The following is a 14,144-nucleotide window of genomic DNA, read 5'->3' as shown; positions in this document are numbered from 1 at the left end:
GTAACCATCAAGGGTTTGCAGCGTTAGAAGAAGCGCACCACCTGCGCCCATACGCGCGGGCTGCGGTCGACATCGCTCTGCGGGTCGCTGTTGCCCAGTTTCCAGGCGGTCACGGCGCTGACCTGCCAGCCGTGGGCTGCCCAGCGTGCGCCCAGGCCAGCACCGGAAAGGCTGCGATGATTCTCGCCGGAGGCCCAGGTGTCCTTGTTAAGGCGCACCTGGCCATGGTCGACGAAGGCACTGAGCTGCCAGGCGTCGGTCAGCGCATAGCGCAGTTCGAGGTTGGCCAGCCAGCCCTGGTCGCCGGAGGCTTCGCCTTGCGGGTAGGCGCGCACGCCGTAGGCGCCGCCCAGGTAGAGCTTTTCCGAACTGTCGAGGTTGCCGTCAGCCCATTGGCCTTGCAGCTGGGTGTACAGGCTGAAGCGTTCGGTCAGGCGCTGCAGGCGTACCAGGCTGGGGTTGAGTTTTTGGAAGCGCCCGGCCGTGCCGGCGGTGAGGTCGTCGATACGTTGCGCAGTGGCATCATCGATGTTCAGGCTGCCCTGGCTCCAGGCCAGGGCGAAGCTGTTGACGCCACCGCCGAGCAGGGTGTCGCGGCTGTTGCCGTTGAGCGTCAGGATGACCACGCGCGAGCGTTTCTCGCTCTTCTGGTCGAACAGGTCGATGTCGTCCTGCAGGCGCTTGTCGTCGAATTGAGCCTGGGCATAGAGGCTGAAGTCCCGCGAGCGCACGAGCGGTTGCAGGGCGAAGACGCTGGCTATGCGTGCATTGCCATGGGCATCGAGGTCTTCGAAGTCCTTCGCCAGCTCATAGTCCATGTCCGAATAGGCCACGCCGAGCTGAGTCGACCAGGGGCCGACAGGTAGCTGATAGGCGATGCGGCCGTAATTCTGTTCTTCGTCCGAACCCATGGCGCGCAGGGTCAAACGGTCACCCAGTCCCAGTGGACTGTTGATGTTGAGTGTGCCGCCAAGGCGGTACTGACCGGTGAAGCGGTTGCCGTAGTTGTCGGCGTCGATGGAGCCGGACAGCAGCGGTGCGCGCTCGATATTCACCAGCAGGTCGGTGCTGCCGGTGCTGGTGCCGGGGCGCAGGGTGGACTTCACCTCGACGCCGGGCGTGTCCTGCAGCAGCAACAGGCTGCGTTCGAGCGGCCTGGCCTGCACCGCATCGCCGGCTTGCAGTGCCGCCAGGGGCGCGAGGGCGCTGCCACCCAGGCCGGCCTTGTCGTTGATCTGCACCTGGCCGTAGCGGCCTTCGAGCACGGCGATCCGAACCATGCCGCCATCGATCTCCTGGGCGGGCAGATAGGCGCGTGCCAGCGGGTAACCGCGTTCGCGGTAGAAGCGGGTGATGCGATTGGCGGCGCCCTGCAGATCGCCAAGTGTGAGGGTGCGATTGTTCAGGTCATCGAGCAGCGTCAGCAGTTGCTCATTGGGGATGGCGCTGTTGCCCTCGAGGACGAAACCTGTGACTTGCAGGCTCGGCCCAGCGCTTTGCTCCTGATCACCGGGTGAGTCGGGCAGGTTGATGTCTATGGATTGCCGCTTGGGTAACTGCAGAGGCTTCTGGTCGAGGCTTTGTTGGGTCTGACCAGCATCCGGCGCTACGGCTGCCAGAGCCGAGTTGGTGAGGATATTCCCGGCGGCCAGCAAGGCGACGGACAACAGGCTCGTGGCAACACGCATGGCGATCAGCTTCCTTCTGGCAGACGGCTGCTCAGGCCTTGATAATTTACGCAGGCCGAAGACAAGGGCGAAGAATAGGGCGTGTGACCTGGATGCAGCTTGATAGAACTTGCTGTGTTCACCTCAGCCCTCCAGGCCGAGGGCGATATCCAGGCATTGTTGCGTGGCGTCACCCGACCAGGGTGGCTGGCGATACAGCTCATAGCCACCTTGGGGGACAAAACGCTCGCCGGAACTTTCCGGCCAGGCCACAGCGAGGGTGCGATAGGCCGCGAATACCTGATCGTATGGTGCCTGGTGTTGCAGACAGGCGTAGCGTCCGGCTGGCAGTCTCATTCGGCTCAGTGGGGCGCCACCGATGGGGAGTCCGAGGTCGACCACTGCGCAGTCATAGCGCACCAGGTCGTTGGGGGTGATCTCCGGGTTGTCGGTGATGGCTCCGATGGCCCTGGCGTTATCCAGTGGGTAGCCGATACGTTTCAACTCTTCGGCAAAGCGTTGCCAATGATCCATAACTCGCGCATAGCTGCCGTAGAAACGCATGCTCAGCAACGCTAGATCGGGTAAGTGGATGACCTGCACTTCGGCAGCTCTCCGATATTCCTCGGTGGTGGCGGGGATGCTGGCCTGGCGCGCGAACTGACGGTACTGGGTGGGTGTCAGGGCGAATTGGCGATGGAAGGCACGGATGAAAGCCTCATGACTGGAGTAGCCAACGGACAGGGCGATGGAAAGTACCGACTCCGGGTAGATCAACAGGTGAATCGCCGCGCGGTCGAGGCGGGTGCGACGAATGTATTCGCTTGGGCTTTCGCCCATGACCTCTCGGAAATGGCGTTGAAAATGGAAGGTGCTCAAGCTGGCGCGGGCAGCCAGGCGATCAAGAGAGAGCGGCCGATCCAGATGGGCTTCAATGTAGCGAATGGCAAGCAGGATGCGCCGGTCTTCCAACGCATGGGGCGGTGGTTTGTCCCGTTCGTAGGGTTTGCGCGGCCCCGCATGCGGGCGTTCGAACAGTAAAGCGCGCTCCTGCTCTGCCAGGCGCTGCTCATGTACGTCTCGGGTTGCATCCATGGTCAGGGCGTGTCGTGCTCGAAGCAGGTGGATAGGCAGGGCGGGCCGCTGATAATAAAGGCGATGGGCTTCGGACGAACAGTGGCGGCGTTCTGCGTGATGCTCGCCCTTCGGGGCGGGTATCAGTTCGGAATCTCGATCCCTCGCATCCGCTCGGCGCGGCGGCGTAGCAGTTCGATGGTCACCAGCAACGCGATGGATACCAGGATCAGCAGAGTGGCGATGGCCAGGATGCTCGGGTTGATCTGCTCGCGCAGGCCCGAGAACATCTGCCGCGGAATGGTGCGCTGTTGTGGTCCGGCCATGAACAGGATCACCACCACCTCATCGAAGGAGGTGATGAAGGCGAACAGTGCGCCTGAAATCACGCCGGGGCGGATCAGCGGCATGATCACGTCGAAGAACACGCGTATTGGCGTGGCGCCGAGATTCAGCGCTGCGCGCGCCAGGCTGTAGTCGAAGCCGGTGAGCGTGGCGGTGACAGTGATGATGACGAAGGGCGTGCCGAGCGCCGCGTGGGCCAGGATCACACCTAGATAGCCGCCGGCCAGGCCGAGGTCCGAGTAAAAAAAGAACATGCCAGCGGCGGTGATGATCAGCGGCACGATCATCGGCGACAGCAGCAGGGCGGTGATGAAGCGGCGAAAGGGCATCTCGTCGCGCGCCAGGCCCACGGCGGCGCAGGTACCCAGAATCGTGGCGAGAATGGTGGAGAGGATGCCGATGAAGAAACTGTTCTTGATTGCCAGTATCCACTTCGGATCGTTGAAGATCTCCTGATACCAGCGCAGCGAGTAGGCCTCGGGGTCCAGTCTGAGCATGCCTTCGGTGAAGCTGAAGAACGGCTCGGCATTGAACGACAGCGGCACGATCACCAGAATCGGCAGGATCAGGAACAGCAGCACCAGCCAGGAGCTGACCTTGAGCAGCCAACTGCCGAGGTGGTGCCAGAAGCCGTAATAGGCGGGGATTTTCATAGCGCTGAGCCCGGGTTGTAGGGACGGCGAGTGCCGCCCGTAGCCCGGATGAAATCCGGGGAGGGATGGGGGCCGGTTTTCCCGGATTGCATCCGGGCTACGCCGTTATGAGGAAATGACGGTACGGACATGTTCATCCCAACTTGATATTGCTGGCGCCGACGAAACGGTCGTACACCCAGTACAGCAACAGGATCAGCCCGAGCAGCAGCGAGCCCAGCGCGGCGGCCAACTCCCAGTTGTTCGAGCGCTGCATGTGGAAGGCGATGATGTTGCTGATCATCTGTCCGTCGGTACCGCCGACCAGCGCCGGGGTGATGTAGTAGCCCACCGAGATGATGAACACCAGCAGCGCTCCGGCGCTGAGGCCAGGCAAGGTCATCGGGAAGTAGATGCGGGCGAACGCCGGAATGGGTTTGTCGCCGAGGCTCAGCGCCGCGCGCATGTAGCTGGGGTCGATGCCGCGCATCACGCTGTACAGCGGCAGGATCATGAACGGCAGCAGGATGTGGGTCATCGCCACCACGGTGGCGAACGAGGTGTAGAGCATCTCGAAGGGCTGACTGATCAGGCCGATGCCCATGAGGAAGGAATTGATCACGCCGTTGGTCTGCAGCAGGGCTATCCACGAGGTGGTGCGCACCAGCAGCGAGGTCCAGAACGGCAGCAGTACCAACACCAGCAGCAGGTTGGCGCGATTCGATGGCAACCCGGCCAGGTAGTAGGCCAGCGGGTAGCCGAGCAGGGCGCAAAGCAGGGTGATGACCAGCGCCATGTTCAGGGTCTTGGTATACAGCTGCAGGTAGATCTGCGTGTCCTGGCGTACCTGGATGCCCTCGTCGGGGTGCAGCTCCAGGTCCAGGGCAGTCAGGTAGTAGTCGTAGGTGTAGACCTTGCCGGCGCGCTCGATGGCGTACCACAGCTCGGGCTTGCTCCAGTTGCGATGGGCGTCGAGCAGGGTCTTTATGCCTTGGCTCTGCAGCTCTTGCGCATCCAGCCGGCCAACACGGCGGGCGGTGGATTTGACCACGCTGGACATGCCGGTGTACGCACGGTTGAACTCTTCGGAGAGCTTGCCAGACAGGCGTTGCTCGTTAAGACCATGCAGCTCTGTGACGAATACCTGCAGGGTATTGTCGTCCGGTAGTTGTTTGTGATCGTCCCAGCGCTCGAGTTCGGCCAGGGTCTGTGGAATCAGTTCGGCCACGGTCGGGTGATGCACGCTGCGCCACAGCATGGTACCGATCGGTGCGACGAAAGTGACGATGATGAACAGCAGCAGCGGCACCACGAACAGGAAGGCGGCGAGGCGTTTCCTGCGACGGGCGCTGGCGGCTTGGCCAGCTTCGCTGGTGGTGAGAGAGGTCAAGACATTACTCCGGGATAAGCCCCTTCTCCGTTGGACCTCGGTACCCGTGGGAGGGGCTTCAGCCGCGACCGTCGCCGCTGAAGCGCCTCCCACAGGTCGTCCGTGGGGAGGGTGTGGTGCTTACTTCAACAGCCACTCGTTGAATTTCTCGCCCAACGACTCGCCATAGTCAGCCCAGAACTCGGAGCCAGCCTGGATGCCTTTGTCCAGATGAGCGGTCGGCAGGTGCGGCGCCGCACTCTGGTCGGCCAGAGGCATGGAGGACTTGCGGGTCGGGCCGTAGGCCACGTCCGGCATGCCGGCCAGCGGCTTGGAGCCGGTGGCGTACTTGATGAACTCCATGGCCAGGTCCTTCTTCTTGCTGCCCTTGACGATGGCCCAGGCGTCGAGGTCGTAGACGTGGCCGTCCCAGACGATTTCGAAGGGTTTCTTTTCCTGCACGATGGCATCGTAGAAGCGGCCGTTGGCCGATTGCACCAGCACTGCACCACCGTCGTTGAGCAATTGCGGCGCTTGCGACCAGGAGTCGAACCAGACGATGTCATCCTTGATGCTGGCCAGTTTGTCGAAGGCACGTTGCTGGCCTTCCGGGGTTGCCAGTACTTCGTAGACTTCCTCAGGTGCGACGCCGTCGGCCATGAGGGCCCATTCCATGTTCACCTGCGGGCGCTTGCGCATGGCTCGCTTGCCCGGAATCTTGGCGGTGTCGAAGAAGTCCTCGATGCTGGCAGCCTTGGTACCGCCGATGGTGTTCTGGTTGTAGGCGAATACCACCGACCAGACGATATTGCCCACCGCGCATTCGCTGGCCAGTGCTTCGGGGATGAAGTCCTGAGCGGCCGAGGTGCCGTCGATGCCGGCCGGCAGCACGCTGTGGTCGAGGGTTTCCAGCAGGCCTTCGGAGCAGGCGCGCTCAAGGTCGATCACTTCGAAGTCGACCACGTCCCACTGAATGTTGCCGGACTCGACCTGGGCCTTGATCTCGGCGACGCCGCCCGAGTAATCCTCGAACAATACCTTGACGCCGGATTCAGCCTGGTAGGGGTCGATGACGTGTTTTTTCTGCGCGGCGCCATAGGCACCGCCCCAGGAAACCACGGTGAGGCTGTCCTGGGCCGTGGCGTTGCCCGCTGTGAGTCCCAATGCCGCCACCAGGGCGAAGGTGGAAAAGCTGGTAGTCAGTGATCTAGCCATTGCTGTGCTCCATTTGCTTCTACTAGTTGTGGGGTCAGAGCGTCTTCGGCACTTCCGATCGGTCCAGGGCCTGGCTGTCTTCCGGCAGCCAGGCGAGGGCGATCTCTTCCTGAGCGCTGAGTTGCGGGGCTGAACTGTCGTTCAGATTCTTCACCACCAGTTCGGCGCCGCTGGCGGTCTCGAAGTGGTAGCGGATGTATTCGCCGACGTAATGGCGCGTGACGAAGTGGGCCTTGACCTGATTGCCGCTGGCGCCGAGTCGATCGGTGAAGTTGAGCTTCTCCGGGCGTACCGACACCGTGGTGGCTTGGCCGACTTCGGTGCAGTTGGCTTTCAGGGTGCTCACCAGGCCACCATCGTCGAGACGTACCTGGACGCGATCAGCCTCGACCGCCTCGATCACGCCGTGCAGCTTGTTGCTCTCGCCGATGAAGTCGGCGACGAACAGATTGGCCGGACGTTCGTAGAGCACGTGCGGCGCCGCGCACTGCTGCACCACGCCGTTGTTGAACACGGCGATGCGGTCGCTCATGGTGAGCGCTTCGGTCTGGTCGTGGGTCACGTAGATCACGGTGAAGCCGAGCTGCTCGTGCAGGCGCTTGATCTCGAACTGCATCTGCTCACGCAGCTTCTTGTCCAGCGCGCCGAGCGGCTCATCCATCAGTACGATGTCCGGAGCGAAGATCAGCGCGCGGGCCAGGGCCACTCGCTGGCGCTGGCCGCCGGAGAGCTGGGCGGGGTAGCGGCCGCCGAAGGCCTGCAGTTCGACCAGTGCGAGGTACTCCTCGACCTTGGCGCGAATCTCGTCCTTGGGCAGTTTGCGAATCTTCAGCGGGTAGGCCAGGTTCTCGCGGATGGTCATGTGCGGGAACAGCGCGTACTGCTGAAAGACCATGCCGATGTTGCGAGCATAGGGGGCGATGCTGGTGACGTTACGGCCGTTGATCAGGATCTCGCCGCTGGTCACGTCCTCGAAGCCGGCGAGCATCATCAGGCAGGTGGTCTTGCCCGAACCGGAGGGGCCGAGCAGGGTGATGAATTCGCCCTTGGCCACGTTGAGGTTGAAGTCCTTGACCACCAGGGTCTTGTGATCGTAGGTCTTCTTGACGTTGGTGAATCGCAGGAACGCATCGTTCCCAGCCTGCGCAGTCATAGTCCTCCCCGCTGTTGTCCGTGAAAGGCCGCAATATGGAGTCAGCTCGTGGCCAAGGCTCCAACTTCTGAGTCGATTCGCCTCCTGCGTGGAAGGCGTTCGTTATGTTGATAGCCAAAAGCAATAAGCACGCCAGTTAGCCAGTGATTGGCTGATAGCGCTCTGCTATGCAGGTTAAAGCCTAGTCCATGCTGGGCGAGATGCGAGGCGGGTGTGGGGGGAGGTAACAGCGAGAGGAGGGATGGGGCTCCTGTCGACACGCACATGGCAGGTGCACGGTCTGGAGAGCGTCCCTGTTTCGGCGCGTGTCGCGTAGGGTGTGCCGTGCGCACCAATGATGCTTGATGACACCGGCATTTTCGGTGCGCATGGCGCACCCTACGTTTAGCTGTTGGGCAGCAGACGCACGGTCAGACTCTTGATATAGCGGGTCTCGTTGATCGCCGGGTGCACCGGGTGATCCGGGCCCTGGGCGCCGCGCTCGAGCAACTGGATATTTCGATCCAGATGACGGGCGCTGGTCAGCAGGATGTTCTGCAGGTTGTCCTCTTCCAGGTGCATGGAGCAGCTGGCGCTGACCAGGATGCCGTCCTTGTTCAGCAGGCGCATGGCGGTTTCATTGAGGCGCCGGTAGGCCGCTTCGCCGTTCTTGATGTCCTTCTTGCGCTTGATGAAGGCGGGCGGATCGGCGATCACCACGTCGAAGCGTTCTTCAGCGGATTTCAGCTCACGCAGCGCGGCGAACACGTCACCTTCCACACAGGTGACCTTCTCGGCGAAACCGTTGAGCGTGGCGTTGCGCTCCACGCCATCGAGGGCGAAGCCGGAAGCGTCCACGCAGAACACTTCGCTGGCGCCGAAGGCTGCGGCCTGCACACCCCAACCGCCGATGTAGCTGAACAGGTCGAGCACGCGCTTGCCTTTGACGTAGGGCGCCAGGCGTGCGCGGTTCATGCGGTGGTCATAGAACCAGCCGGTCTTCTGCCCTTCGATCACCGGTGCTTCGAATTTCACGCCGTTCTCTTCCAGCGCTACCCACTCCGGCACCTCGCCGTAGGCGGTCGCCACATAGCGCTCGAGGCCTTCGGCGTCGCGCGCGCTGGAGTCGTTCTTGAACAGGACCCCGCTGGGCTTGCACACCTGGATCAGCGCGGCGAGCACGTCGTCCTTGTGCGCCTCCATGGTGGCAGAGGCCAGTTGCACCACCAGAATGTCGAAGAAGCGGTCGACCACCAGCCCCGGCAGCAAGTCGGAGTCGCCATATACCAGGCGGTAGCAGGGCTTGTCGAACAGGCGTTCGCGCAACGACAGGCAGACGTTGAGGCGGTGCACCAGCAGGGATTTGTCCAGTACGTGCTTGATGTCCCGCGACAACAGGCGCGCGCAGATCAGGTTGTTCGGACTCATAGCGACAATGCCCAGCGGCTTGCCGCCGGCGGCTTCGAGAACAGCCTGGTCACCGGCGGCAAAACCATGCAGCGGGGTGGCGGCGACATCGATCTCGTTGCTGTAGACCCACAGGTGGCCGGCGCGCAGGCGTCGGTCGGCGTTGGCTTTCAGGCGCAGACTGGGCAGGGAAGACATGAGTTCGGGCTCCGCGGGGAAAAGAGCGGGATTATAGCGGTTTGCACACGGGGACGGCGGTTACAAAAGTCGACTGCGGGCTGGCCAGTGCTTTGGCTAGACTGTGCGCTACTTCTCACCCTGCACGATCCCTCTTTCATGACCTACGAACTTACCGCCGAACAGATCCAGCAAGTCCTGCAGGGGATCAGCGTACCGCCGCAACCACAGATCATGGTCGATCTGCAGATGGAGCAGATCATGCCCAGCCCCGATTTGCGCAGCATCGCCAAGCTGATCAGTCAGGACCCAGGGCTGTCCGGCGCGCTGCTGAAAATCGTCAACTCGCCGCATTTCGGCCTGGCCAATCGCATCGCCTCGATTCAGCAGGCGGTCAATCTGATGGGCTGCAACACCGTGATCAACCTGATCAATGCGCAGTCGATCAAAGGCGAGCTGACCGACGAAGCGATCCTGGTACTCAACCGCTTCTGGGACAGTGCCCAGGACGTGGCGATGACCTGCCTGACCCTGGCCAAGCGCCTCGGTTATCACTCGCCCGACGAAGCCTACAGCCTGGGGCTGTTCCACGATTGCGGCATTCCGCTGATGCTCAAGCGCTTCCCCAACTACATGCAGGTGCTGGAGGAAGCCTACGCCAGTGCCAGTGAAGAGCGCCGTGTGGTCGATACCGAGAACCGCCTGCTGACTACCAATCATGCCGTGGTCGGTTATTTCACCGCACGTTCCTGGCGCCTGCCGGAGCATCTCTGCGAGGTCATCGCCAACCACCACAACGCCTTGTCGATCTTCAGCGATGACTCGGGGCGCGACGCTCAGTTGAAGACGCTGCTGGGCATTCTCAAGATGGCCGAGCATATCTGCGAGACACACCGCGTGCAGGGCGGGCAGGCCATCGACATGGAGTGGCAGTCCATCGCGCAGCCGATTCTCGAGTATCTGGGGTTGTCGGAGTATGACTTCGAGAACCTGCGCGAAAGCATCCGTGACCTGGCTGTGCTCTGAGTCTTCAAGCGCTTGCGCCGCCGGGCAGGTGAGCGGGTAAGCTGCGGACCCTACCGCTTGCTGCGCGGCTCCTGCTAAGGTGGCGCACCGCCGTTTCCTGTCGTACTGCCATGCCTGAATTACCTGAAGTCGAAACTACCCGTCGCGGTATCGCGCCTTACCTGGAAGGTCAGCGCGTCAGCCGCGTGATCGTGCGTGAGCGCCGTCTCCGTTGGCCTATCCCCGAAGACCTGGACGTGCGTCTGTCCGGCCAGCGAATCGAGTGCGTCGAGCGCCGTGCCAAGTACCTGTTGATCAAGGCCGAAGTCGGCAGCCTGATCAGCCATCTGGGCATGTCCGGCAGTCTGCGTCTGGTCGAGTGCGGCCTGCCCGCGGCCAAGCACGAGCACGTGGATATCGAGCTGGAGTCGGGGCTCGCCTTGCGTTACACCGACCCGCGCCGTTTTGGTGCGCTGCTATGGAGCGAAGATCCGCTGCGCCACGAGCTGCTCAGCAAACTCGGCCCAGAGCCGTTGGGCGGATTGTTCGAGGGTGAGCGTCTGTTCCAGATGTCGCGCGGTCGTAGCATGGCGGTGAAACCCTTCATCATGGATAACGCCGTGGTCGTCGGCGTGGGCAACATCTACGCCACCGAAGCGCTGTTCGCTGCCGGTATCGATCCGCGCCGCGAAGCCGGCTCCATCTCGCGGGCGCGTTACCTGCGCCTGGCCGAGGAGATCAAGCGCATCCTGGCTCATGCCATCGAGCGTGGCGGTACCACCTTGCGTGACTTCGTCGGCGGCGACGGCCAGCCGGGCTACTTCCAGCAGGAGCTGTTTGCCTACGGGCGCGGCGGCGAGTTCTGCAAGGTCTGCGGCAGTACGCTACGTGAGGTCAAGCTGGGGCAGCGGGCGAGTGTGTACTGTCCCAAGTGCCAACGCTGAGAACCTGTTTACGATCTGCTGCGCGTCGGCCCTACTGCGTTAAAAACAGGCTCGGAGGCCGCTCGCGGCCAACGCACTTCAGTGCGGCCCCGAAGGGGCGAGCGGAGCGATTCATGCTCATGTACAAAAGTACAGTCGAGCGCGACTCCGACCGTTCCTCGCCTGTTTTTGCGGGGTCGCCATCGGTGTTGTATGGCTCTAGCTCGCGAGCTCGTAAAACACGTTCTGGTAAGAAAACAACAACAAATACCGAGGTTGATCGATGTCCGGTAACTACCTGCCACGCAATCCGGCCGCTGAGTGGCTGGGGCGCAGTGTGCTGAAACTGATGGGCTGGCGTATCGAGGGACAGTTGCCGAAGCTCGACAAGTTCGTCGCCATCGGCGCTCATCACACGTCCAACTGGGATTTCGTGATCTTCATAGCGCTGAAATTCGTGCTGCGCCTCAACGCCCGCTGGTTCGGCAAGCACAGCATCTTCCGCTGGCCCTTCGGTGGCCTGATGCGCAGCTGGGGCGGTATTCCGATTCGTCGGGATCGCCAGTTGAACACCGTCGAACAGGCCATTCAGGCCTTTCGTGAGCATGACGAGTTCATCCTGGTGTTGTCGCCCGAGGGCACGCGCAAGAAGGTCGAACGCTGGAAGATGGGCTTCTACCATATCGCGCTGGGCGCGGGCGTCCCCATAGTGCTGGGCGCGCTGGATTATCAGAATCGGCGGGTGGTGATCGGTCCGATCTTCCAGCCAACCGGTGACGAGAAAGCCGACCTGACAGCCATGCTGGCGTTCTTTCGTCCTTATGTGCCGAAAAAGCCGGAATATGCCTTTCACGGCGATTGACGTCCGTCACGCTGACAATTATCAATGCGCTGTTATAGTTACTGGCACTTTCCCGAATAATCTGAAGGACTGCATTATGAACCTGTTCCGCACGACCGCAGCCGTCATGTCGCTGCTTATGGGCCTACTGGCGTTGCCGGCGCAGGCGCAGCAGAACGTCAGCGGTGATCCGTTTTACACAGTTGAGGCGCCGGGCGCTTTTTCCATGGCAGCTGATCTGGTGATCGCTCGTCCTCTACTGATTGGCGCTACTGTTATCGGCGCTGGTCTGTTCGTGGTCTCCCTGCCATTTTCCGCGATGGGTGGCGGGATTGGAGCAGCGGGTAAAGCTCTGGTCGTCGAGCCGGGCAAAGCGGCGTTCGTACGCTGCCTGGGTTGCACCGGCGACGGTTACAATCAGCGTCAGTAATTGAAATGCGGTTCTTGCGGCCCCTGGTTTGGTAACGAGCCAGGGGCCGCTTACGTTTGGTACCACTAAAAAGGGATGAGCCGGTGGTGATGAAGTACCTGCGCTGGGTGATGTTGCTGCTGGTTGTAATGGGGCTGATCGCCTCGTTCTGGTTCAGCCAGGGCTGGCTGCAACTCTGCGCCGGGCTCGCGATTTTCCTGTTCGGCATGCAGTGCCTGGAAGAGGGCTTGCGCCAGCTGGCGGGCAGCAAACTGGAGCAGATACTCGGGCGCAGCACGTCTACCCCTTTCAAGAGCCTGCTATTCGGAGTGGGCGGTACACTACTGCTGCAATCCAGCACGCTGGTGTCGCTGTTGACCATCGCCTTCATCAGCACCGGTCTGATCCAGTTGGCCGGCGGCATTGCCATCCTGTTCGGTGCCAATCTTGGCGCCACCAGCGGCATCTGGCTGCTGGCGCTGGCCGGGCAGAACCTCAGCCTAAGTCCGCTGGCCCTGCCGCTGTTGGTATTCGGCGTGCTGGCCGGTTTCTTCGGGCCCAGGAGCAAGGCGGCTGGTCGTATCGTGCTGGGTATCGCCTTCATCTTTCTCGGCATCGATCAGATCAAGGACGGCTTCGCCAGTTTCGGTGACGGCCTGGACATGACCGGCTACCAGGAGGGCGGGCTGCGTGGTGCGTTGCTGTTCACCGCCATCGGTTTGGCCATCACCGTGGTGCTGCAGTCCAGCCACGCTACCTTGATGCTTACGCTGGCGGCTTTGGCCGGCGGCCAGCTGGAGCTTGGTCAGAGCCTGGCGATCGCCATTGGCTCCAACGTCGGCAGCAGCGTGACCACCGCGTTCGTCGGCTCCCTCGGCGGTAATCGCAATGGCCAGCGCCTGGCCCTGGCGCACGTGCTGTTCAACATCACCACCGGTACGCTCGCCTTCTGCCTGCTGGGTCCGCTGACCTGGCTGGTGCATGCGCTGGCCGAACCTCTGGGCCTTGGCGAGAGCAGCCTGATCCAACTGGCGATGTTCCATACCCTGTTCAATGCCATGGGTGTCGCGCTGTTCTGGCCGCTGCAGGGGCGTCTGGCGCGGTTGTTGATCCGCTGGCTGCCGGAGCGTGCCGAGCCACAGGTATTGATTACGGAGTTGGCGTCCGAAGAGGTCGCCGAACCCGAGCGCACGCGTGCGCGCTATCTCAATGAGCGCGCGCTGGATTCGGTGGATGCCGCCTCCGGCGCGGTGGTGCAGGAGCTGGGGCACCTTGGCCGCTTGAGCCTGGAGGTGATCTGCCATGCACTCTATCTGCCGGTTGATCAACTGGCGCGTGCGCGGGCGGATGAGCAACTGCTGCAGGCCAAGCCCGCGCAGGGCGGCTTCGAAGCGGAGCACTTGTACCAATTCCATATCAAGGGCGTGTATGGCGATCTGCTGAGCTTCATGGGGCGCATGGAACTGCCCATGGACGAAGCGCATCAGCAGTTCTGGGTCAGTTGCCAGTTGGCGGCGCTGCAGCTGGTGGATGCGGTCAAGGACGCCAAGCACCTGCAGAAGAACCTTGGCCATTATCTGGACGCACCACCTTCGGCGGTGCGTGATGCCTACGTGGAGCTGCGTCGCCATTTGCTCACCACCCTGCATGAAGTGCGTGAGTTGGCCCGTGCCGATCTGCCGGACGAGGTGTGGCAATCGCGCCTGCGCTGGCTCGACGAGCAGGCGGCGAGCTTCGATGCGAGGTTTCGTCAGCGCCTATTCGCCGAGGTACGCGACGGCCACCTGGATGGCCTGCAGACCAGCTCGCTGATGAACGACCTGGGCTACGTCAGCCGCATCTTCCAGAGCCTGCGCAACGTGCTGATGCTAGGCAGCGAGCAGGCACTGTTCCGCGAATTGCGCAAGTTCGGTGAGGAGCAGGAGAGCCTGATCCAGCTCTCCTGAGC

12 protein-coding genes are annotated in these 14,144 nt (G+C 62.2%); 5 read left to right on the top strand and 7 right to left on the bottom strand.

All coding sequences use genetic code 11. The annotated features are described in order from the left end of the window. Positions 1-23: 23 nt before the first annotated feature. From GV002_RS20470 to GV002_RS20440, 7 genes are all read right to left on the bottom strand, one after another. A complete protein-coding gene (locus GV002_RS20470) occupies positions 24-1,688 on the bottom strand; it encodes a ShlB/FhaC/HecB family hemolysin secretion/activation protein (protein WP_160020086.1) in 1,665 nt (554 codons plus the stop codon). Positions 1,689-1,811: 123 nt separating this feature from the next. Then, positions 1,812-2,762: an AraC family transcriptional regulator gene (locus tag GV002_RS20465; RefSeq protein ID WP_160020085.1), complete on the bottom strand. Its 951-nt coding sequence runs from the start codon at positions 2,760-2,762 to the stop codon at positions 1,812-1,814. Between the two features lie 122 nt (positions 2,763-2,884). After that, entirely contained in the window at positions 2,885-3,739 is an 855-nt protein-coding gene (locus tag GV002_RS20460) for an ABC transporter permease (RefSeq protein ID WP_160020084.1), read from the bottom strand. A gap of 133 nt (positions 3,740-3,872) precedes the next feature. Beyond that, entirely contained in the window at positions 3,873-5,108 is a 1,236-nt protein-coding gene (locus GV002_RS20455) for an ABC transporter permease (RefSeq protein WP_160020083.1), read from the bottom strand. Between the two features lie 120 nt (positions 5,109-5,228). After that, complete coding sequence (locus GV002_RS20450) at positions 5,229-6,302, bottom strand: ABC transporter substrate-binding protein (RefSeq protein ID WP_160020082.1); 1,074 nt, start codon at positions 6,300-6,302, stop codon at positions 5,229-5,231. 34 nt (positions 6,303-6,336) lie between these two features. Continuing rightward, positions 6,337-7,455: an ABC transporter ATP-binding protein gene (locus tag GV002_RS20445; protein WP_160020081.1), complete on the bottom strand. Its 1,119-nt coding sequence runs from the start codon at positions 7,453-7,455 to the stop codon at positions 6,337-6,339. 384 nt (positions 7,456-7,839) lie between these two features. Continuing rightward, a complete protein-coding gene (locus tag GV002_RS20440; protein WP_160020080.1) occupies positions 7,840-9,039 on the bottom strand; it encodes a class I SAM-dependent rRNA methyltransferase in 1,200 nt (399 codons plus the stop codon). Between the two features lie 138 nt (positions 9,040-9,177). Between GV002_RS20440 and GV002_RS20435 the strand changes: the two genes are divergently transcribed. From GV002_RS20435 to GV002_RS20415, 5 genes are all read left to right on the top strand, one after another. Next, on the top strand, positions 9,178-10,044 hold the full coding sequence (locus GV002_RS20435) for an HDOD domain-containing protein (RefSeq protein ID WP_160020079.1): 867 nt from the start codon (positions 9,178-9,180) through the stop codon (positions 10,042-10,044). A 110-nt stretch (positions 10,045-10,154) separates the two neighbouring features. Next, on the top strand, positions 10,155-10,967 hold the full coding sequence (gene mutM / locus GV002_RS20430) for a bifunctional DNA-formamidopyrimidine glycosylase/DNA-(apurinic or apyrimidinic site) lyase (protein WP_160020078.1): 813 nt from the start codon (positions 10,155-10,157) through the stop codon (positions 10,965-10,967). A gap of 262 nt (positions 10,968-11,229) precedes the next feature. Next, positions 11,230-11,808, top strand: coding sequence for a lysophospholipid acyltransferase family protein (locus GV002_RS20425; RefSeq protein WP_160020077.1), 579 nt, complete (start codon positions 11,230-11,232; stop codon positions 11,806-11,808). Positions 11,809-11,884: 76 nt separating this feature from the next. Next, positions 11,885-12,217: a multidrug transporter gene (locus GV002_RS20420; protein ID WP_160020076.1), complete on the top strand. Its 333-nt coding sequence runs from the start codon at positions 11,885-11,887 to the stop codon at positions 12,215-12,217. An 89-nt stretch (positions 12,218-12,306) separates the two neighbouring features. Continuing rightward, a complete protein-coding gene (locus tag GV002_RS20415; RefSeq protein ID WP_160020075.1) occupies positions 12,307-14,142 on the top strand; it encodes a Na/Pi cotransporter family protein in 1,836 nt (611 codons plus the stop codon). Positions 14,143-14,144: the final 2 nt, after the last annotated feature.

This window comes from Pseudomonas sp. 8O (assembly GCF_902506495.1).
Classification (GTDB): domain Bacteria; phylum Pseudomonadota; class Gammaproteobacteria; order Pseudomonadales; family Pseudomonadaceae; genus Aquipseudomonas; species Aquipseudomonas chaetocerotis.
This window is presented reverse-complemented; position numbering and strand designations above follow the sequence as displayed.